Annotated in this window: 20 protein-coding genes and 1 tRNA gene; 8 read left to right on the forward strand and 13 right to left on the reverse strand. The window is 68.6% G+C overall.

Annotated features, from left to right (window positions below):
• Positions 1–112 precede the first annotated feature (112 nt).
• Together AB0F44_RS15640 and AB0F44_RS15645 are read right to left on the reverse strand one after the other, a co-directional pair.
• On the reverse strand, positions 113–1,966 hold the full coding sequence (locus AB0F44_RS15640) for a YhgE/Pip domain-containing protein (protein WP_357356892.1): 1,854 nt from the start codon (positions 1,964–1,966) through the stop codon (positions 113–115).
• Entirely contained in the window at positions 1,963–2,616 is a 654-nt protein-coding gene (locus tag AB0F44_RS15645; RefSeq protein ID WP_357356894.1) for a hypothetical protein, read from the reverse strand. Before AB0F44_RS15645 ends, AB0F44_RS15640 begins: the two co-directional genes overlap by 4 nt.
• A 118-nt stretch (positions 2,617–2,734) precedes the next feature.
• Between AB0F44_RS15645 and AB0F44_RS15650 the strand changes: the two genes are divergently transcribed.
• A complete protein-coding gene (locus tag AB0F44_RS15650) occupies positions 2,735–4,090 on the forward strand; it encodes a flavin monoamine oxidase family protein (RefSeq protein ID WP_357356896.1) in 1,356 nt (451 codons plus the stop codon).
• Positions 4,091–4,102: 12 nt separating this feature from the next.
• Here AB0F44_RS15650 and AB0F44_RS15655 read toward each other — a convergent pair whose 3' ends face one another.
• Positions 4,103–4,540 (reverse strand): SRPBCC family protein, encoded by a 438-nt coding sequence (locus AB0F44_RS15655; protein ID WP_357356898.1) that lies wholly within the window; start codon positions 4,538–4,540, stop codon positions 4,103–4,105.
• A 157-nt stretch (positions 4,541–4,697) separates the two neighbouring features.
• Here AB0F44_RS15655 and AB0F44_RS15660 point away from each other — a divergent pair, with 157 nt between their 5' ends.
• Positions 4,698–5,834 carry an alkaline phosphatase PhoX gene (locus AB0F44_RS15660; protein ID WP_357356900.1) on the forward strand — a complete coding sequence of 379 codons (1,137 nt, stop codon included), beginning with the start codon at positions 4,698–4,700 and terminating at the stop codon, positions 5,832–5,834.
• A 69-nt stretch (positions 5,835–5,903) separates the two neighbouring features.
• On the opposite strand, the gene AB0F44_RS15665 is transcribed toward AB0F44_RS15660, so the two are convergent.
• From AB0F44_RS15665 to AB0F44_RS15690, 6 genes are all read right to left on the reverse strand, one after another.
• A tRNA-Met gene (locus tag AB0F44_RS15665) sits at positions 5,904–5,977 on the reverse strand.
• 54 nt (positions 5,978–6,031) lie between these two features.
• On the reverse strand, positions 6,032–8,932 hold the full coding sequence (locus AB0F44_RS15670; RefSeq protein ID WP_357356902.1) for a UPF0182 family protein: 2,901 nt from the start codon (positions 8,930–8,932) through the stop codon (positions 6,032–6,034).
• Positions 8,929–9,525, reverse strand: a complete 597-nt coding sequence (locus AB0F44_RS15675) for a PPA1309 family protein (protein WP_357356904.1) — start codon at positions 9,523–9,525, stop codon at positions 8,929–8,931. Before AB0F44_RS15675 ends, AB0F44_RS15670 begins: the two co-directional genes overlap by 4 nt.
• Positions 9,522–10,568 carry a PDZ domain-containing protein gene (locus tag AB0F44_RS15680; RefSeq protein ID WP_357356905.1) on the reverse strand — a complete coding sequence of 349 codons (1,047 nt, stop codon included), beginning with the start codon at positions 10,566–10,568 and terminating at the stop codon, positions 9,522–9,524. The genes AB0F44_RS15675 and AB0F44_RS15680 overlap by 4 nt, the downstream gene beginning before the upstream one ends.
• Before the next feature lie 33 nt (positions 10,569–10,601).
• On the reverse strand, positions 10,602–10,838 hold the full coding sequence (locus AB0F44_RS15685) for a hypothetical protein (protein ID WP_160027430.1): 237 nt from the start codon (positions 10,836–10,838) through the stop codon (positions 10,602–10,604).
• A gap of 35 nt (positions 10,839–10,873) precedes the next feature.
• Positions 10,874–11,311, reverse strand: coding sequence for a molybdenum cofactor biosynthesis protein MoaE (locus AB0F44_RS15690; RefSeq protein WP_357356907.1), 438 nt, complete (start codon positions 11,309–11,311; stop codon positions 10,874–10,876).
• Between the two features lie 56 nt (positions 11,312–11,367).
• On the opposite strand from AB0F44_RS15690, the gene AB0F44_RS15695 reads away from it, so the two are divergent.
• Positions 11,368–12,702, forward strand: coding sequence for a zinc-dependent metalloprotease (locus tag AB0F44_RS15695; RefSeq protein WP_350659429.1), 1,335 nt, complete (start codon positions 11,368–11,370; stop codon positions 12,700–12,702).
• On the forward strand, positions 12,699–13,238 hold the full coding sequence (locus AB0F44_RS15700) for an NUDIX hydrolase (RefSeq protein WP_357356909.1): 540 nt from the start codon (positions 12,699–12,701) through the stop codon (positions 13,236–13,238). Before AB0F44_RS15695 ends, AB0F44_RS15700 begins: the two co-directional genes overlap by 4 nt.
• Here the strand turns inward: AB0F44_RS15700 and AB0F44_RS15705 are convergent.
• A complete protein-coding gene (locus tag AB0F44_RS15705; protein ID WP_357356911.1) occupies positions 13,235–14,086 on the reverse strand; it encodes an AraC family transcriptional regulator in 852 nt (283 codons plus the stop codon). The genes AB0F44_RS15700 and AB0F44_RS15705 overlap by 4 nt on opposite strands.
• Before the next feature lie 65 nt (positions 14,087–14,151).
• Between AB0F44_RS15705 and AB0F44_RS15710 the strand changes: the two genes are divergently transcribed.
• Complete coding sequence (locus tag AB0F44_RS15710; protein ID WP_357356913.1) at positions 14,152–14,823, forward strand: dihydrofolate reductase family protein; 672 nt, start codon at positions 14,152–14,154, stop codon at positions 14,821–14,823.
• On the opposite strand, the gene AB0F44_RS15715 is transcribed toward AB0F44_RS15710, so the two are convergent.
• Positions 14,730–15,287, reverse strand: a complete 558-nt coding sequence (locus AB0F44_RS15715; RefSeq protein ID WP_357356915.1) for a M48 family metallopeptidase — start codon at positions 15,285–15,287, stop codon at positions 14,730–14,732. The genes AB0F44_RS15710 and AB0F44_RS15715 overlap by 94 nt on opposite strands.
• A gap of 11 nt (positions 15,288–15,298) precedes the next feature.
• The gene (locus AB0F44_RS15720; protein WP_357356917.1) at positions 15,299–16,330 is read right to left on the reverse strand and encodes a PHP domain-containing protein; all 1,032 of its coding nucleotides are present in this window, start codon (positions 16,328–16,330) and stop codon (positions 15,299–15,301) included.
• A gap of 543 nt (positions 16,331–16,873) precedes the next feature.
• Between AB0F44_RS15720 and AB0F44_RS15725 the strand changes: the two genes are divergently transcribed.
• The 3 genes from AB0F44_RS15725 (at position 16,874) to argS (ending at position 19,863) form a co-directional block, all read left to right on the forward strand.
• On the forward strand, positions 16,874–17,032 hold the full coding sequence (locus AB0F44_RS15725) for a DUF5679 domain-containing protein (RefSeq protein WP_091051197.1): 159 nt from the start codon (positions 16,874–16,876) through the stop codon (positions 17,030–17,032).
• 204 nt (positions 17,033–17,236) lie between these two features.
• Positions 17,237–18,007, forward strand: a complete 771-nt coding sequence (locus tag AB0F44_RS15730; RefSeq protein ID WP_357356919.1) for a hypothetical protein — start codon at positions 17,237–17,239, stop codon at positions 18,005–18,007.
• Positions 18,008–18,165: 158 nt separating this feature from the next.
• Complete coding sequence (gene argS / locus AB0F44_RS15735; RefSeq protein ID WP_357356979.1) at positions 18,166–19,863, forward strand: arginine--tRNA ligase; 1,698 nt, start codon at positions 18,166–18,168, stop codon at positions 19,861–19,863.
• Between the two features lie 9 nt (positions 19,864–19,872).
• Here the strand turns inward: argS and AB0F44_RS15740 are convergent, their stop codons facing one another.
• On the reverse strand, positions 19,873–20,037 hold the full coding sequence (locus AB0F44_RS15740) for a hypothetical protein (protein WP_168381087.1): 165 nt from the start codon (positions 20,035–20,037) through the stop codon (positions 19,873–19,875).
• Positions 20,038–20,081 lie beyond the last annotated feature (44 nt).

Genomic DNA, 20,081 nt, shown 5'->3' on the forward strand with positions numbered 1-20,081 from the left:
TGGAGTCCGTGAATCATCAGACATCATTTGTCTGTTGTCAACTGTATGCTGTCTGTGGGCAGAAGTGATCACCGGAGCTCGGGAAGCACCGGTGATCGATGGGCGCTGACGGTCAGATGGCGATCTCCGGACGCACCCGCTTGGGCGTCCAGACCCGCTGCCGGCGGGCGCCGTAGCTGGTCAGCAGCAGTGCGCCGATGAGGAAGGCGGCCAGTACGAGGGCGTCGGCAACGACCCGTCCCGAGAGCCCGCCGTACATCAGCTGGCGTAGCCCGTCGACGGCGTAGCTCATCGGCAGTACGTGGTGGAGCCAGTGCAGCGGCTCGGGGATGGTCTGCCAGGGGAACGTTCCGCCGGCGGTGACGAGCTGGACGACCATCAGGACCAGGCCGAGGAATTGGCCGGGTGCACCGAGGAGCGCGTTGAGCATGTGCACGATCGCGATGAAGGTCGCGGAGGTGAGCAGCAGGAATCCCAACGTGCCGAGCCAGTTCACCGGGGTGATGTCGACGGCGAGACCGACGACCACGAGCACGACGACCATCTGCGCGACGCCGATGAGCGCAGGAGTGAGCCAGCCCCCGAGAGCCACCCGCAGCGGGGTCTGGTTCGCGGCCAGTGCGCGGGTCGAGATCGGCCGGACGAGCAGGAAGAGTACGTACCCGCCGATCCACGCGCCCAGGGCCAGGAAGAAGGGCGCCAAGCCGGCGCCGTACGAGGACGCCTTCGCCTCGGAGACCGAGTCGATGGCGACCGGGTCGGCGATCGTCGAGGCGATCCGGTCGCGCAGCTCCACGTTGGTGGCCGGTGCCTGCGCGGCGCCGTCCCGCAGCCCCTTCTCCAGGTCGCCGGCGCCGGTGGCGAGCTGGGCGGCACCGTCGCGCAGCTTGGTCGCTCCGGTGCTGAGCTCGCCGGCACCGTCCGCAGCCTGGGAGATCCCGGCGACGAGATCGGGCATCGCGGAAGCCAGCTGCTCGTTGCCGTCGGCGACCTGATCCGCCCCGGTGGCGAGCTGGTCGAGCTGGCCGGAGACGTCGCCGACGCGCTGGTCGACGCGGTCGAGCGGGGCGGAGCCGCGGTCGTAGATGGCCAGGATCTCGGCTCGCTGCTGTTCGTCCAGCCCCTGGGCCTGGAGCCGGGCGTCGAGGTCGTCCCGGTTGGAGTCGTAGGCGGCGACGGCGTCGTCGACGGCAGTCGCGGCCCGCTGCCCAGTGGCGGCGATCTCGCCGTTCGCGTCGGCGACCTTGCGGGCGCCGGTGGCGAGCTCGCGCGTCTTGGTGGGCAGGTCGGTGACCTTGCCCTCGATGGTGTTCAGGCCGTTCTCGAGGTCGCCGGCTCCGGTGGCCAGCTTCCCGGCTCCGTCGCGCAGAGTGCTCGCGCCCTTCTCCAGCTTCGCGGCGCCGTCGGCGGCCTTCACCAGACCTGAGCGGAGGTCGGAGATGCCGAGCAGGAAGTTGGCCGCGGCCTGCTCGGAGACCTCGCTGGCGATGGCATCGCGGACCTTGTCGGTGACGTTGGTCGCGATCGTGGTGGACAGATAGGAGTTGGCGTCGTTGGTGATGACCTGGATCTGCGCCTGCTTCGGGTCGAGCCGCTCCGCGCCGGTCAGCGTCCGGGAGAACCCCTCCGGGATCCGCAGGGCGAAGTAGTAGTCGCCCTCCCGGATGTCCTTCTCCGCCGTGGCCGCGGAGACCTCCGACCAGTCGAAGTCGCCCGACTTCAGGAGCTTGTCGGCGACATCGCGCCCGGCGTCGATCTTCGTGCCGTCGGTCGTCGTGGCCCCGGTGTCCTCGACGATGAGCGCCGCCGGGAGCTCATCGAAGTGAGCGTACGGATCGTGGTTGGCGTAGAGGTAGAGCCCGGCGTAGAGCGTGGGGACGAGGACGAGCGCCACGATGACGAGCTTCGCCAGCCGTCCGGCCGTGATCCGGCGCAGCTCGGTCAGGGCGATACGCAGCGAATTCATGCTTCCTCCGTCGGACCGATGGTGAACGTACGCACGCCGGCGGGGATCGCGACCGCACGACTCGCGGTGACCAAGACGCCGGGCCGGCTCTCGGAGCCGGCGAGGTCGTTGGCGATGTCGAGCCATTGTGCGACCGGCAGGCCGAGGCGCTCGGGATAGGTGAGGATGAGGAAGCGGGTGCCCGGCCGCAGCAGCGCCATCCGGGCGAGGATCTCCAGGCGCGGCACCGGCGGGACCGCCTCCGTGGTGATGCTGGTCGCGAGGTCGTACTCCCCCAGCCAGCCGTCGATGGCCGCAGCGCTCGGCTTCTGCTTCGCCATGGCGAGCTCCTCACCGAGGATCGTGCGGAACGGCACCACCTCGTCCGGCTCGGAGACCCCTGGCACGTCGACCAGCGCCACCGCCGCCTGCAGGACCCGAGGCGACGCGTCCCCGTCCAACTCCGCCCTGCCCGCGTCCAGCCGGAGCCGTCCGGCGAGCGTCAGAGCCAACGACGTGTGCCCACCTCCGGGCGGGCCGACAGCCACCGCGACCTCTCCCCCGCGCAGCGTCAGCGACGTGGTCGGGAGCAGGTCCCGAGCCCCCTGCCGAACACGTATTCCGAGGGCGCGCAGCCTCGTCGTCTCCTCTTCGACCGCGTCCTCGCTCATGGCCAAACCCTGTCACCAAATGTCGGCAAAGATCGTCAGGCGCAACGATCCTGCCGCAGCCGCACCGAGAACGTCGTACGTTGATTTCAGCCGTACGACGCGAACGGAGGTTCCCGCGATGCCCGATGTCGACGTGGTCGTGGTGGGAGCCGGTCTGGCCGGCCTGAGCGCGGCCGACAGGCTCACCGGTGCTGGCAGGTCCGTGGTGGTGCTGGAGGCCAGGGACCGGGTCGGCGGTCGCACCGAGGGCGCAGTCCTCGAAGGGCATCCGATCGAGCTCGGTGGCACCTGGATCGGCGAGGGGCACACCGAGATGTACCGGCTCGTCGACGAGCTGGGTCTGAAGACGTTCCCCACCTGGAACGACGCGGGCGAGCTGCTCCTCGACCTCGGCGGCAAGCAGTCCCGGCTCGGTCCGCAGAAGGGCGCGACACCCAAGTTCAACCCGATCGTCCTGGCCGACCTCACCCAGGGCCTGGTCCGCTACGAAAGGCTCGCTCGCAGCGTCGACGTCGAGCGTCCGTGGGCCCATCCGAAGGCCGCACTGCTGGATGGACAGACATTCGAGTCGTGGATCCGTCGCAACCTGAGGACAGCGATCGGGCGTTCCTACTTCCGCGTGCTGGCGGAGGCGCTCTACTCGGCCGACTCCGCCGACCTATCCCTGCTGCACACGCTCTTCTACACGATCAGCAACGGCGATCTGGAGACGCTCGCCTCCACCGACCAAGGCGCCCAGAAGGAGCGCGTCGTCGGTGGATCGGTGCTGGTCTCACAGCGCCTCGCCGAAGGCCAGGACGTACGGTTCGAGGCGCCGGTGGCCCGCATCGTCCAGACCGACGGGGGTGCCACCGCCATCACCCGCGACGGTGCGTCGCACACGGCGCGACACGTCCTCGTCACTCTGCCTCCGACCCTCGCCGGACGACTCGACTACGACCCGATCCTTCCGCCCGGCCGCGATCAGCTCACCCAGCGCGTGCCGGCCGGAACGGTCGTGAAGTGCTTCGCGGCGTACCCGAAACCGTTCTGGCGAGAGCAGGGACTCAACGGCCAGGCGTTGTCCGACCTCGGCCCGGTCAAGGTCACCTTCGACGTCTCCCCTCCGGGCGGGGAGGTGGGCATCCTGATCGGCTTCGTCGAGGCGGGCGAGGCCCGCAGCTGGCAGCGTCTTCCCGACAACGAGCGCCGCAGCAGCGTCATCGACTGCTTCGTGCGCTACTTCGGAAGCGAGGCAGCCACACCGCTCTCGTACGTCGAGAAGGACTGGAGCGCCGAGGAGTTCACCCGCGGCTGCTACGGCGCCGGCTTCGGGCCAGGGGTCTGGACGAACTACGGACCGATCCTGCGCGAGCCCATCGGACGGATCCACTGGGCCGGCGCGGAGTACGCCACCGAATGGAGCGGCTACATGGAAGGAGCCGTCCGCTCGGGCCGACGCACCGCCGATGAGATCCTCGCTGCCCTCGCGTGAGCACGAGCCTCGTCAGGACTCGAGGATCTGCTTGAGCTTGGCCAGGTCCTTGGTCGTCGCTCGCCGCATCGCCCGCTCCATCACCGGCGCAGCGACCCGAGAGAAACCGGACGGGTTGCCGCGGTTGCGCAACGTCATCCGGGTGCCGCCCTCCCCCGCCGACTCCCACGTGTAGGTCGTCTCCATCGGGAACGGTCCGTCGGCCGTACGCATCACGAGCCGCTCACCCGGCACCCACTCGACCACCTCGTAGGTGTAGGCCAGCCTGCGTCCCAGGAACTGGGCCACGAAGTCCATCCGCGACCCGACCCGCACCGGTGGCTCCGTACGCCACTCGACCGAGCGGATGTTGGCGTACCAGGTCGGCGCGTTGGTCGGATCTCCGGCGTACGCGGACACCTCGGCCGGCGATCGCCGAATCACCGTCTCCACCAGCACGTCCACGCTCATGGCCCCATCGTCCTCCGAAATCGGGCCGTTGTCCTCCGCCACGGTCGGCGCTTGTGCGTTGAGCATTGTTCGTCCTGAAGACGCCTCGGCCAGGGCCCGGATCTCTAGCGTATGTCGGGCACATTTCCATCTGCCGAGACTCCAGAAGGACTCCACCATGGATCGTCGCAACTTCCTACGTGCCGCCGTTGTGGGCGCCGGAACCGTCGCCTTCGGGTTCAGCGTCACTCGTCCCGCCATCGCCTACCCAGCCAAGACCGGACCGAGCCCTTATGGCGCTCTCCTGGGCGCCGACGCCAACGGCATCATGCTGCCGGCAGGGTTCACCAGCCGGGTGGTCGCCCGCTCGACGAGGACCGTCGCGAGCACCGGATACACCTGGCACAGCGCCCCGGACGGCGGCGTCTGCTTCGCCGACGGAACCGGCTGGATCTACGTCTCGAACTCGGAGATGAGCAGCGGCGCCGGCGGCGTCAGCGCACTCAAGTTCGACAGCAACGCCAACATCACCAGCGCCTACCGCATCCTCGGCAACACCACCCGGAACTGCGCGGGCGGACCGACGCCGTGGAACACCTGGATCTCCTGCGAGGAGCACGACACGGGCTACAGCTGGGAGACCGACCCGTGGGGCGTCAAGCCTGCCGTCCGTCGTGCCGCGATGGGCCGGTTCACGCACGAGGCCGCAGCCTGCGACCCGGTCCGCAAGGTCGTCTACCAGACCGAGGACAAGAGCGACGGCGGCTTCTACCGCTTCGTCCCAACCACCTGGGGAGACCTGTCCGCCGGGAAGCTGCAGGTGCTCACCACGAACCTCACCTGGGCCGATGTCCCCGACCCGGACGGCTCGCCCACGCCCACGCGCGACCAGGTGTCGAACATGAAGCTGTTCAACGGCGGTGAAGGCGCCTACTACCGCAATGACATCTGCTACTTCACCACCAAGGGCGACAACAAGGTGTGGGCCTACAACGCCGCCGCCAACACCCTCGACGTGGTCTACGACGACAACCTGACCAGCAACCCGCCGCTCACCGGCGTCGACAACATCACCGGCGCCGGGGCAGGAGACCTGTACGTCGCCGAGGACGGCGGCAACATGGAGATCTGCATCATCACCCCCGACGACGTCGTGGCGCCGTTCCTCCGGGTCACCGGGCAGAGCTCGTCAGAGCTGTGCGGCGTGGCGTTCAACCCGGCCGGCAACCGCATGTACTTCTCCTCCCAGCGAGGCACGAGCGGCTCGTCCAGCGGCGGCATCACCTACGAAATCAGCGGCCCGTTCCGCTCGTAGCGGGCCGAACCACCTAGCCCAGAAAACCACGAAGGCCCGGACCTCTCGGTCCGGGCCTTCGTCTTGGAGTAGCGGGGACAGGATTTGAACCTGTGACCTCTGGGTTATGAGCCCAGCGAGCTACCGAGCTGCTCCACCCCGCGTCGCAAGAAGAACATTACACGCGAGGGGAAACGAACCCCTAATCGGAGGTGTCCTCAGCCTCCCGAGATGAGGTCGGCGGCCTGGTCGACCTTGTCCTGAGCCTCGGCGATGAGGCGCTCGCGCTCGGCGTAGTCGCCGGACTTGCCGGCCTCGTCGGCCTGGGCGAACAGGGCACGCGCGTCCTCGAGGAGCTGGCCGACCTCGCCCGGTGAGTCACCGGAGGGAGGCGGGGTGGTCTCGGCCGGTTCCTCGTCGGGATCGGAGGCCGTCGGCGGCGAGGGTGGAGCACCGGTGAGCGCGACCTCGAGGGCGTCGCTCAGCGTCGAGCCGTAGCCGACCCGTCCGTCGTAGGAGACCAGCACGAAGGCCAGCTGGGCATAGCCCGAGGTCGAGGCGGTCGCCCGGCGGGCGTAGATCGGCTCGACGTACAGGATGCCGTTCTTCGCCGTCGGATAGGTGATGACCTGGCCCCACACCGGCGCCGAGCCCGAGCGGTTGAACGAGGCGACCTCGTCGGCGATCGCCTTGTCCGTACGGAACTCGTTGGAGACCATGCCCGGACCCTGGGTGTCGTCGGGGAAGCCGGTGGTGATCCGGATCTTCCCGTAGTCCTCCGAGGTCGCGTCCGAGTCGACCGACATCATCGCCGCCAGGTTCGGACGGTTGTACGGCACGAAGGCCGACGTCAGCGACCACCGCGCGGTGCCCGAGCCGCCGTCGAGGAACATCCGGTAGGGCGTCTGCTGGTGGTTGTCGTCGTTCGGGTCCTCGGGCACCGCCCAGCGCTCGTTGCCGGAGAAGAAGACGTCCGGGTCGGAGACGTGGTAGCGCGCCAGCTGGTAGCGCTGCACCTTGTAGAGGTCCTCGGGATAGCGAAGGTGCTCCATCAGCTCCTTCGGGACCGACGACTTCGGCATCACGGTGCCGGGGAAGGCCGCCTCCCACGTCTGCAGGATCGGGTCCGACTCGTCCCACTCGTAGAGGGTGACCGTGCCGTCGTACGCATCCACGGTCGCCTTCACCGCGTTGCGCATGTAGTTGATCTCGTCAGTCGGCAGCGTCTGCACGCCGGCCGAGGTCTGAGTGGCGTCGTCGGTCATCGAGGCGAACGAGTCACGCGCGGCCTGCGGGTAGCGGTCGGTGGTCGTGTAGCCGTCGACCACCCACTGGATCCGCCCGCCGACGACGACCGGGTAGACGTCGTCGTCGAGAGTCAGCCACGGCGCGACCTTCTGCACCCGCTCCTTCGGGGAGCGGTCGTAGAGGATCTCGGAGTTCTCGTTGACCCGCGAGGAGAGCAGGAAGTTGGTGGAGCCGAACTGAATGGCGTACATCAGCTGCCGGAAGTTGGACCCGATCGGGACACCGCCGGCACCCTCGTACGTCGTCCTGGTCTCGCCGTCCTCGGAGTTGTAGTCGAGCTCGACCGGGTTGCCCTTGCCTGCCTTGCCGACGATCGAGTACTCCGGCGAGTCCTCGCCGAAGTAGACCTTGTCCTGGAACTTGCCCTGGCCCGAGGTCAGATCGTGCTGCCCGGTGCGGTCACCCTCGGCCCACTGCATCTGGTTCGACTCCGACTTGTCGTCGGCGCCGCGCATGTTGGCGTAGGAGGCGATCACGCCGTTGGAGTGGGTGTAGACCGTGTGCAGGTTGGTCCAGGTGCGGTCGGAGTCGGAGATGCCGGCCTGGTTGAGCTCGCGTACGCCGAGCACGACCGCCCGCTCCTTGCCGCCGACCTCGTAGGTGGAGATGTCCAGCGGCTCGTGCACCGAGTAGTAGGAGCGACCCTGCTGGACCTGCTCGAACTCACGGTGGACGACCGCGGGGTCGACGATCGGCAGCGAGGACGCGGTCTCGTCGAGTTGCTCGGGCGAGGCGCCATCGGCCTCGGCCTGCGAGGTGTATTCGGTCACCTCGAGGTCGTCCTTGGCGATCCCGTAGGCGTCCTGGGTGGCCTTGATGTTGGCCGCCAGGTAGGGCTTCTCCTTGTCCTGCTCGCTCGGCCGCACCTGGAAGCCCTGCACGACCGCGGGCCAGATCATCCCGATCAGCAGCACCGAGATCGCGAACAGCGAGATCGCGATCGAGGGCAGCTGCCAGCTGCGCCGCCACATGTTGAGGATGAACAGCACGCCACAGATCACCGCGATGCCGAGCAGGATCTGGTTGGCCGGGAGCACCGCATGCTCGTCGGTGTACGTCATCCCGTCCAGGCGGGGCCCGGAGCCGTTGACCAGGTCGTAGCGGTCGACCCAGTAGTCGAGCCCCTTGACCAGCAGGATCAGGCCGATCATGGCGCTGAGCTGGATCTGCGCCGAGCGGGTGAACCGGTCACGCTGCGCGGTGAGCCGGATGCCGCCGTAGACGTAGTGCACGATCATCGCGCCGATGGTGCCGAGGATCAGCCCGGTCAGCGCGAAGTTGACCAGGTAGTGCCACCACGGCAGGTCGAAGACGTAGAAGCCGATGTCCTTGCCGAAGAACTTATCGGTCTTGTCGAAGTCGCGCCCGTGGCGCCACATCAGATACGTACGCCACTGGCCGGCGCCCGAGAAGCCGGCGAAGATCCCCGATACACCAGCGACGCCGACCAAGAGCCAGGTGCGGATCGGGGCGATCGCGTCGCGGTAGCGGTCGAGGCCACCGATGTCGTCAGCGGGGTGGAAGTAGGGACGCGTGCGATAGGCCAGCGCCGCGGGCAGCCCGATCATGATCGCCATCAGCACGCCGAAGATGACGAAGAGTGCCGTACGCGTCCAGAAGACCGTGCCGAAGACGCTGCTGAAGTCGATCGCGTCGTACCACAGCGCGTCGGTGTAGATCGCCGCGAAGGCACTGATGCCGAAGAAGAGCACGATGACCGAGACGGCCGAGATCGCCAGCCATCGGTTGCGGCCGGTGCTCTGTGTGCGCGCCGGCGCCTGTGCCGGATCGTCGTCGTCGAACAGGCTCATTCTTCACTCTCGCTGTCGGGGGTCTCCTCAAGAGTGACACGCAACAGTTCGAGGAGCTCGGGGACCAGGTCGACGCCACCGATGACCGACTGGTCGTCGTCGTGCGCCTTCAACCGCAGAGCACAGTACGTCGCACCAGCACGTGTCGCGCCGGCCACGATGCGTACCTCTTGCCGGTCGGGGTGCGCCTTGGCGAACTCCGCGGCCGCCTCGGCGTCATCGGGGATCTTGCCGTCGGCGTCGGGTGGCAGCACCAGGCGCTCGACGACCGCTGCGCAGCCGGTGACCCCTGCGGGCCAGGCGGTCGTCTGGAGGACCTCCTCCAGCTGGGTCGTCACCGGCACCTGGTCCTGCTCGATCGGGGTCAGCGACCCGTCCTGATCGGGAGCGTCGAGGCCCATCATCGCGGCGAGCGCGGGCTCGGCCTGGACCAGCGCGGCGGTGTCGACGAGCGCGAAGAGCCTCGCCGGTCCGTCCCAGCCTTCGCCGGCGACGTGGGCCTCGATCTCGAGGACCGCTGTGGCCAGGGCGGGGTCGGTCTCCAGGTCGAGACCGCGGCTGAGCTCGGGCGTGGGCTCAGGGGTGTCGTTCACTTCGTGCTCCCACAGGTCGGCAGCTTGGCATTCGGGTCCTCGGTCCAGGTTTCGATCGCCTTGATGGCGTCGTCGAGAGTCTCCACACGGGTCAGGCGCATGTCACCGTTCTCGGCACCCTCGACGTCTTGGCAGTTGCCGGCGGGCACCAGGAAGAGCTCGGCTCCGTCGGAGGCCGCGCCCGGGATCTTCTGCTGGATCCCGCCGATCGGGCCGACGTTGCCGTCACCGTCGATGGTGCCGGTGCCGGCGATCTTCTTCTCGCCGGTCAGCGGCCCCTCGGTGAGGGTGTCGTAGACCGAGAGCGCCATCATCAGCCCGGCACTCGGTCCGCCGATGGCCGGGTCGAGGGTGATCTTGACGTCGTAGGGGAACTCGTAGGTCGCTCCCAGCGAGACGCCGATGAAGGCCTTGCCGTCCTTCTCGCCGGTCTTGATGGTCTGGGTGAGCGTCTTGCCCTTGCGCTCGATGGTCAGCTCGACCGTGTCACCGGGCTCGACCTTCTGCACCTCGGCGACGACCTCTTCGGGGGTGTCGACCGGCTTGTCGCCGACCTTGGTGACCACGTCGTCGGCCTTCAGCTTGCCGGCGGCCGGCGCGTCCTTGGTCACCTCGGCGACCGACACCTCGTCGACGTCCTCACCGAGCCTGGTGAACGCGGCGGCGATCGCGGCGTCCTGGGCGCTGGCCATCTGCACCTGCCCGGCCTCACGGTCGTCCTCGACGGTGCCCTGGTCGGGGTAGGCGACCTCGCGCGGGTAGACGGCCTCGGTGTCGCTCATCCAGGCGCCGAGCAGGGTCCAGAGCCCGAGCCGGGCCTCGCGGGTGGTCTCGGAGACCGTGGTCATCCGCAGCTGCCCCTTGTCGCGGTAGCTCTTGTGACCCTCGACCTGAACGATGTCCTTGCCGTCGAACTCGCCCAGGACGTTCACCGTCGGCCCGGGGCTGTAGATCGTGAAAGGCAGCGGAACGACCCAGGCGATCACGATCAGGGCAACCACGAGCGGCAGGGCGACAAGGCCGGCCAGGGTGCGCTGTGTCATAGCGTCACCTTCTCATTCGGGACCAACTGCACCCTAAGAGGCGTCGCGGTTGACACGGACCGCGACTCCGGTCGACCTGTCGGGCGGCGGCTGAGGCGCTGCGTACCTTCTCGAGCGCTCGCGCGTCTTCTCCTTCTCCAGCGCGATGCCGAGGCGGCGTACGACCTCTTCGCGGTCCTGCTCGCGCCCCTCACGTCCGAGGAACGCGACCCAGGCCATCGCCAGCACGGTGATGACCGCAGACGGTACGAGCCAGAGCAGGATGTCCACGTACGCAGCCTATTTGGTGAGCACAACGCCGCGCATCAGGGCGCGCCGACCCACTCGTCGGTGCCGTCGGTGAAGACCTGGTGCTTCCAGATCGGCACCTCGGCCTTGAGGGTGTCGATGAGGTCGCGGGAGGCGGCGAAGGCCTCGCCGCGATGGCCGGAGGCGGTGGCCACGATGACGGCGATGTCGCCGATGTCGAGGTGGCCGGTGCGGTGGACGGCGGCGACACCCGCGACGCCGTGGTCGGCGGCGACCTTCTCGGCGACGTCCGCGAGGCGGGCGAGGGCGCTCGGATGGGCCTGGTAGTCGAGGCCGGTCACACCCTTGCCCCCGTCGTGATCACGTACGCGGCCGACGAAGAGCGTCACCCCGCCGGAAGCGTCGTCGTCGAGTGCGTCCAACACCTCGGTGACATCGAGAGGGGTCTCCCGGATGTCGAGAAGCTTGACGGCGCCATTCTTCGGTTCAGCCATAGGAACAGGGTAGTGCTTGCTGACAGCGGGCTTCCGTAACCGCGTAGGCTGGACATATGAGTCAGACCCCAGGTGGCCCCGACGAGCCGGAGGAGCCGGAGAACCCCTTCAAGGGCACGCCCTTTGAAGCATTCTTCGGTGGTTTTCCTATCGGCGGCGTCGGCGGAGGCCCCGGCGGCATGCCTGACCTGAGCCAGATCTTCGGTCAGATCCAGTCGCTGCTACAGCCCTATGACGGCCCGCTGAACTGGGACGTCGCGATGGACCTCGCCCGCAAGGTAGCCGCGTCCTCGCCCGACCCGACGCCTTCTCAGCGGCAGAAGGACGCGGTCGCCGACGCGATCCAGCTGGCCGACCACTGGTTGGAGGAGACCACGTCGTTCCCCTCCGGCGTGAAGTCCGCCACCGCCTGGTCGAAGGCGGAGTGGCTGGTCAACACGCTGGACGCGTGGAAGCCGCTGATCGAGCCTGTCGCGGCCTCGACCGCGGCCGCGATGAGCGGTCAGCTCCCCGAGGACATGAAGGCCCAGATGGGCCCGATGATCGGGTTCGTCGGGAAGGCGATGGGCGCGTTGTACGCGAACCAGGCCGGCACCGGCCTCGGCCATCTCGCCGGCGAGGTCATCTCCGTCTCCGACATCGGCATCCCGCTGACCGAGCCCGGTCAGGCCGCGCTGCTGCCGGTCAACGTCGAGCCCTTCGCCGAGGGCCTGGGCGTCAGCACCGACGACGTGCTGCTCTTCCTGGCCCTGCGCGAGGCCGCCCACCAGCGGCTCTTCGCCGGCGTGCCGTGGCTGCGTGACCACGTGGTCTCGGCCGTCACCGACTACGCGCGAGGCGTCGAGCTCAACATGGAGGCCATGCAGCAGCGCATCGAGGAGCAGATGCGCGGCCTGGACCTCTCCGCGATGCAGGACCCCTCCCAGCTGCAGAACATGTTCGAGGAAGGCATGTTCGAGGTGCCCGACTCGCCCGCGCAGAAGGCGGCGCTGGAGCGGCTCGAGATCGTGCTGGCGCTCGTGGAGGGCTGGGTCGACGAGGTCGTCGCCCTGGCCACCGCCGAGAGGATGCCGGTCGCGGCGCAGCTGCAGGAGGCCGTACGCCGCCGCCGGGCTGCCGGCGGTCCGGCCGAGCAGACCTTCGCGACGCTCGTCGGCCTCGACCTGCGGCCACGACGGCTGCGGGATGCGGCCGCGCTGTGGGGCTCGCTGCGCACCCGACAGGGCATCGAGGCCCGTGACGGCGTCTGGATGTCCCCGGCGCTGCTGCCCACCTCGGCCGACCTCGACGACCCGCTCGGCTTCCGTGAGGGCGCCGAGGCTCCGGACGTCGACTCGATCGACTTCGACGCGGAGCTCAAGAAGCTGCTCGGCGGAGACGCTGACGAGTGAGCTTGCACGCTGACGCGCTCGCGAACCTGCGGGCGTGGGACGCGCCGTCGGCTCCCCAGGAGACCTTGCGGCAGCGCTACGTCTCCCATCTCGAGGCCGAGCCCACCGGAGTCTTCAAGTCGTGCGTCCCCGACCACCTGACGGCCTCGTGCGTGGTGCTCTCCGACGACGGTTCCTCGGTGCTGCTGACCCATCACCGCAAGGCGCGGCGCTGGTTCCAGTTCGGTGGTCATCTCGAGCAGGACGACGCGACCCTGTGGGCGGCCGCTGCCCGCGAGCTTCGTGAGGAGTCCGGGGTGCCCGACCTGGTCCCGCTGCCCGAGCTGGTGCAGCTCTCCGAGCACCCGGTGCCCTTCTGCGCTCCTTCCGGGGACGTCCACCACCTCGACGTACGCTTCATGGCCGTCGCTCCCGCCGGTGCGGTTCCGGAGGTGAGCGAGGAGTCGCTGGACGTACGTTGGTGGCCGGTCGACTCGATCCCCGACCCCGAGGACAACCTGATCGAGCTCATCAAGCTCGCGCAGGCTCGTCTCTAGAGGCCTCCCGGGGTCGTACCGAGGGCGGTGTGCGCGGTCGGGCGCTGGCTGACGGCGAGCGCGGACGGCGGTTCACCTGCGTACCTGACGACGTCGCGGGTCAGATGGCTCTGGTCGGCATAGCCGTGACGGGCGGCGACCTCGGCGACGGTCAGCGTGCCGAGGCGATGTATCGAGCTTGTCGAGATGTCGGCGGCGGCACGCTCGAAACGTACGACACCGGCAGCCGCCTTCGGGGTGAGTCCGACGGCGCGCTGGAAGCAGGCCGTGACATACCGGTGGCTCCATCCGGTCTCAGCCACGAGGTCCCGGATGCGCACCTGACCCCCGGACTCGTTGATCCGGTCCCACAGCCAGGAGACCAGCGGGTCGGCCGGGCCATCGGCCCGCGCGAGCAGCGTGGACTGGACCAGGTCGAACCGCGGTCGCCAGGAACCGGCCTCTGCGAGCTGATCCGAGAAGGACGGCCCGAGTTGCGGGATCAGGTCCTCGGCCGCGATCACCCTGCCGGCCACCTCCCGACCCGGGACACCGAGCAGCCGGGAGACACCGAGCGGCGTCAGATAGACCTGCACGCACGCGTGGCTACGACCGGACCGGGTCGAGACCGGACCGGGCATGAAGCCGGAGAGGAACGACCCGTACGTCCCGACGCCCTCCCCCGCGGCGACGTCGAGGATCTCGAACGGGTCACCGAAGGAGAGGACCAGCGGCAGCAGGGTGCCCGCGGGCTGACGCCGTTCGAGCGGCGCTGCCGACTGCTCACGGAAGCCGACGACGCCCGCCACCAGACCCCGCAGACCGGGGTGGGTGGGCAGTCGTACGATCTCGCGGGTCACGCCCGTCATACATCGATGATCGCCGGTCGATTTCGTTCAAGCCAGTCGATTCGAGCAGGGCGCAGGCTGTTGTCATGCGAAAAGTTGCGATCGTGGAGTTCCTGAGCGTCGACGGAGTCATGCAAGGACTGGGCTCCCCCGAGGAGGACCGGGATGGTGGATTCGAGCACGGCGGGTGGGGCGCGCCGTACGGCGCCGCGGTCGGGGAGGTCCTCTCCCCCGACGTCGGTGCGCACACCTCGGCGTACGTCATGGGACGGCGGACCTACCAGAAGATGGCGGAGTTCTGGCCGACCCAGCCCGACACCAACCCGATGGCGGCAAGCCTCAACTCCACTCCGAAGCACGTCGCGACCCGCACGCTCGACGACCTCGCTTGGAGCGGTGCGAGCGTGCTCGAGGGAGACGTCATCGAGGCCGTCGCCGGCCTCAAGGCCGAGGGGAAGGGAACCATCGTCGCACTCGGGAGCGGTGACCTCGTCCGTCAGCTGATGAGCGCCGGGCTCGTCGACGAGCTGCGGCTGTTCGTGCATCCGTTGCTGCTCGGCACCGGCAAGCGACTCTTCGGCGACCTGCCGTCGCCGTGTTCCCTGCGGCTCGAGGACATCGCCTCGACGAGTCTCGGCACGGTCGCGCTCACCTACGCAGTGGGTCAGTCGATCTCTTCGACCCCTTCGACATCGTCGTCCTCCTCCTCACCCGGAGGGGCGGGGAGCTTGGCGGCGGCGGACCAGCCGGCGAGGTAGCCCTTGGCACGCTCGGCCTGGGGATATCGGTCGACCCACGCCCAGAAGGCCTCGTTGTGCTTGGCCTCGAAGAGGTGGGCGAGCTCGTGGACGAGGACGTAGTCGATGACCCAGCTCGGCATGCCCCGGAGCCGGTCGCTGAGCCGGATCGAGCGGTCGCCGGGGGTGCACGAGCCCCAGCGACTGTTCTGGTTGTCGACCCAGCGTACGGAGTCAGGCTTGGCCAGGCCGCCGAAGTACTGGTCGCTCAGCGCGGCCGATCGCCGCACCAGATCGTCGTCGCTGGGCTTGCGACGCTTTTCGGCCTTCTCCAGGCGGGCGACCATCTGCTCGACCCACTCGGCCTCCTCCCGCTGGGACATCGCGGCCGGGATCATCACGATGATGCGATCGCCGTCACGGTAGGCGGAGACCGTACGCCGACGCCGCTTGCTGCGTCGCACCTCGATCTCCGGGCCGTCCATAGGTCAAGAAACTACCTGTTCGCCCAGGCCAGCAGGCGATCCCGAGGCCAGGTGTTGATGATCCGTTCCTCTTCGATACCCGCCATTTCGGCTCGTTCGCACCCCAGGACGAGGAAGTCGAGCTGCCCCGGAGCGTGTGCGTCGGAGTCGATCGAGAAGAGGCAACCAGCGTCGCGAGCGAGCTCGAGAAGCTTGGTCGGCGGGTCTCTCCGCTCCGGTCGGGAGTTGATCTCGACCGCGACCCCGTGCTCGGCACACGCCTCGAAGACCTTGCGGGCGTCGAACTGGCTGCCGGGCCGGGTGCCGCGGTTTCCGGTGACCAGCCGGCCGGTGCAGTGACCGAGCACGTTCATCCGGGTCGTGGAGACCGCGGTGACCATCCGCTTCGTCATCTGCTCCTTCTCCATCTTCAGCTTCGAGTGGACGCTGGCGACCCGCAGCTGGAGCTTGGCGAGCATCTCGTCGGTCTGGTCGAGGCTGCCGTCGTCGAGGATGTCGACCTCGATCCCCTTCAGGAGGGTGAACCCGTGTCCGGCGAGGTGGTCGTTGACCGCGTCGACGACACCGAGCTGGCGCTCCAGGCGTGCGGCGCTGAGACCGTTGGCGATCGTCAGACGCGGACTGTGGTCGGTGAGCACGAGGTATTCATGACCCAGCTCGATCGCGGTGAAGGCCATCTCCTCGATCGGCGAGCCGCCGTCGGACCAGTCGGAGTGGCTGTGCAGATCGCCCCGGAGCCTGCTCCGCAGCCCCTCCCCCGCTCCGGTCAGCGGACCGCCGTGGATGCGCTCGGTGTCCTGCAGGCGCTGCGGAACCTCGCCGCGCGCGGCCTCGGTGATGACCTTGGCAGTGCTCGCCCCGACCCCGCTCAGCTCGGTCAGGGTGCCCTCGGCCGCCCGACGGCGTACGTCCTCCTCGGAGAGGGGCAGGATCGCTGCCGCCGCGGCGCGGAACGCCTTCACCTTGTAGGTGTCCTCGCGTCCGCGTTCGAGCAGGAATGCGATCCGACGCAGGGCTGCGACGGGCGACAACGGCTCGTCCACCAAATCTTCCTCCAACTATTTTTGCCTCCACAGGCGGTGGAGAATGCTTTTCCCAGGTCAAGGTCTGGATTCAACCGAATATTCTCCATTCGGTCACCTTGGTTACTCACAGGAAAGCGCATGTCTTCCACCGGATGTCCCCAAGCAAAGCGGGGTTGTCCACATCTTGTCCACAAGCAACGCGGAGTGGGACGTTGACGCGCTCCCACATCCTCTTTAGGTTCGATGTCAGTGGGACCCCCGGCGCCGCCGGACGGCCTTCGCAAGGGGAAGGCGAAGGACGATCCAGGCACCGGGGGTCCCTCCAGTTTTATCCCCACCCCGAGACCTTCGCGAGAGCCTTCGACAGACCTTCGATGCGTCCTCGAAAGCCCCGAATCCCCCGGTATGACGCCAACACGCCGACACTCGCTTGGTAGCCCGTGTTGCCGCAGGAAGCGCCGCGTGTCGTAGGGTCGAGTTGGCTCGTCATGACGAGCTTCCGACGGGCTTCCCTGACAACCCCGTCGCGACGACCAGTTACATATAGGCAAGGAGGCCGTCATGGCGGAGACCTGGAGCGGCGAGTTCTACTGCGTGAAGTGCAAGGAGAAGCGCGAGGCAACCGGTGAGATCCGGGTGAACGACAAGGGCACCAAGATGGCCAAGGCTGTCTGCCCCGTCTGCAGCACCAACCTCAACCGCATCTTGGGCAAGGCCTGATCACTGAGCTCATCCTGAGCCCACGCGGCGGCGTCCCCGGCATGTCCGGCGGCGCCGCTGCCACGTTTTGCCGAAGCGTCAGCCCCGTCGGCCGAAGCGTCACCCGAGTGCCAACTCGGCCGACGCGCGTGACGTCTCGGCAGTTATCCACAGGGTCTGTGGATTGTCGGTGCAGGAATCCTGGCGCGGTGTGAGACTCCCGGCATGAGCACGCGCTACCGGATTCGGCCGGGGTATGTGGCCGTACGACGTGATGAGACCCGACTCCAGATCGGCATCGACCCGCCACGACGGGCGATCGTGCAGGACGGCGTGGAGGTACGCCGCCTGCTGACCGACCTCGCCGCCGGCCGGGCGGTCGAGCCCGACCACCTGCCCGGACGACACGCGATGCAGCAGCTGGGCAACGCCGGCCTGCTGATGGACGCGGACGGCGGCGAGCCGCCACCGCGGGTGGGCTTCGACGGTCCGCCTGCACTGCTCTCGGCGGCTCGGGCGCTGATCGGATCGGCTCCGACAGCGAGCAACCCGGACATCGTCGTGCTCCTCTCGGAGGGGCCGCTGGACCGCGAGCGAGCCGACGAGATGGTGCGCGAGGGCCGGGCACACCTCGTCGTCGAGAGCGGACCCGACACCTGGACGGTGGGTCCGCTGGTCGTACCCGGGGTCACCGCCTGCCTTCGCTGCGTCGACGCGACGCTCGCCGAGGAGGACGAGCGGCGGGCCGTGGTCGTGAGCCAGCTCGTCGGCAACGAGGTGCCGAGCGACGCGTTGCTGCAGTCGCTCGCGCTCTCTTGGGCCGTACGCGACGCCCGCGCCTACCTCGCCGGGCGCACCCCGGCCTCGTGGTCGGCGTCGGTGATCCTCACCCGTGACGACGCGCCCACCGTCCGACCCTGGCGGCGGCATCCCTACTGCGGCTGCGCCTGGGACCTGATCGCCTCGGCCGGGCCGGAGGCGGGCGAACCGGCTTGACCTCCGTCGATGCCTCCGGCACCCTTGCGGACATGGTCACGAAGAGCGCGCTGCGACGACGAGGCATGGGTCTCTGACCCCGCCCTCGCGTCAGCCTGCCCTCTTCACCTTCTAGGACCACTCTCGTGCACGAGCACACTCTTGCCCTGTCCGCATACCTGCAGGACGCCGTCGTCACCTGCTTCGGCGACGCCTACGCCGGCATCGATCCCGAGCTGAGACCGGCCACCCGGCCCGAGTTCGGCCACCTCCAGTCCAACCTGCCGCTGCGGCTGGCCGGTCCGCTCGGCCTGCCACCGCGGGAGATCGGCGCCCGCCTCGTCGACGCGGTCGACCTCAAGGACCTCGGAACCCTCGAGCTGGCAGGTGCCGGGTTCCTCAACCTCATCTGGTCCCCCGCCGTCCTCGGCGCGGCCGTCAGCGACCTGCTGACCGACCCACACCTGGGCGTACCCACCCCGGAGAACCCGAAACGGGTCGTCGTCGACTACTCCTCCCCCAACGTCGCCAAGCCGATGCACGTCGGCCACCTGCGCTCCACCGTCATCGGCGACGCCCTGGCCAGGGTGCTGGCCTACGCCGGCCACGACGTCGTACGGCAGAACCACCTCGGCGACTGGGGCACCCAGTTCGGGATGCTGGTCGAGGAGCTGCTCGGAGAGGGTCTCGACGACCCGGCGACGGTCGCCGACCTGGACATGACCGAGCTGCTCGCGCTCTACCGGCGGGCGAAGGCGCGCTTCGACGACGACCCGGCTTTCGCCGGCTCCGCCCGGCGGCGGGTGGTCGCGCTCCAGTCCGGCGAACCGACCACCCTGGCGCTCTGGCAGGCGCTCGTCGACGCCTCGATGGCCGAGTTCGACGCCACCTACAGCCGGCTCGGCGTACTCCTGACCGACGACGACTTCGACGGCGAGAGCCGCTACAACCCACAGCTTCCGGGCGTCGTCGACGACCTACGCGCATCGGGTCTGCTGACCGAGTCGGCCGGTGCCCAGGTCGTCTACCCCGACGGCTTCACCGGCCGCGACGGCGGGCCGCTGCCCCTGATCGTGCGGAAGGCCGACGGTGGGTTCGGGTACGCCGCCACCGACCTCGCCACGATCCGGCACCGCGTCGACGACCTGGCCGTGGACCGGGTCGTCTACATCGTCGACCACCGGCAGAGCCAGCACTTCGAGATGGTCTTCGCCGTCGCCCGAGCCGCCGGCTGGCTGCCCGAGTCGGTAGAGGTCCAGCACATCGGCTTCGGCACCGTGCTCGGCCCCGACGGCCGCCCGTTCAAGACCCGCTCCGGCGAGACGGTCACGCTGACCGCGCTGCTCGACGCCGCCGAGGAGGCGGCCGCGGCCAGCTACGCCGGCCCCGGGGTCGTACGTGCCGTGGCCAATGCCGCAGTGAAGTACGCCGACCTCTCCAACAACCTCGCCCGCGACTACGTCTTCGACCTCGCCCGGATGTCGGCCACCACCGGCGAGACCGGCCCGTATCTGCAGTACGCCCATGCCCGGGTCTGCAGCATCCTCGCGCAGGCTCCGCAGCAGACGTACCCTTCGACAGGCTCAGGACATCGCGCCATCGGCACCCTGTCCCACCCGGCCGAGCAGCGGCTGGCGCTGGAGCTGACCGGCTTCGCGCCGGTGGTCGCGAAGGTCGCCGACACCTTGGAGCCGCATCACCTGACCGCGTACCTCTATGGTCTGGCGACCGCCTTGACGGCGTTCTACGAGATCTGTCCGGTGCTCAAGGCCGAGGGTGAGGTCAGGCAGACCCGGCTCGCGTTGTGCGAGGCGACCCGGCGAGTGCTGTCAGAGGGACTCAGGCTCCTCGGGATCGAGGCGCCGCAGAGGATGTGAGCGTGGTGCTCAGGCCCACCAGTCGGAGTCGAGCTTGGCTTCCATGGAGCGCACGTGACGTCGCGAGCAGGCCTCGCAGAACGACTTCGAACGCCCACGCTCAACCGCGGTGGTCCACGCGAGGAGGCGGTTGGGGTCGGCCTCGTAGCATCCGCAGAAATCGCAGGTCTTCATGTATCAACGATAGGTCGAAATCCTGCGGTTCAGAGGGTGCAACA

It is taken from the genome of Nocardioides sp. NPDC023903, assembly GCF_040639295.1.
Lineage (GTDB): Bacteria > Actinomycetota > Actinomycetes > Propionibacteriales > Nocardioidaceae > Nocardioides.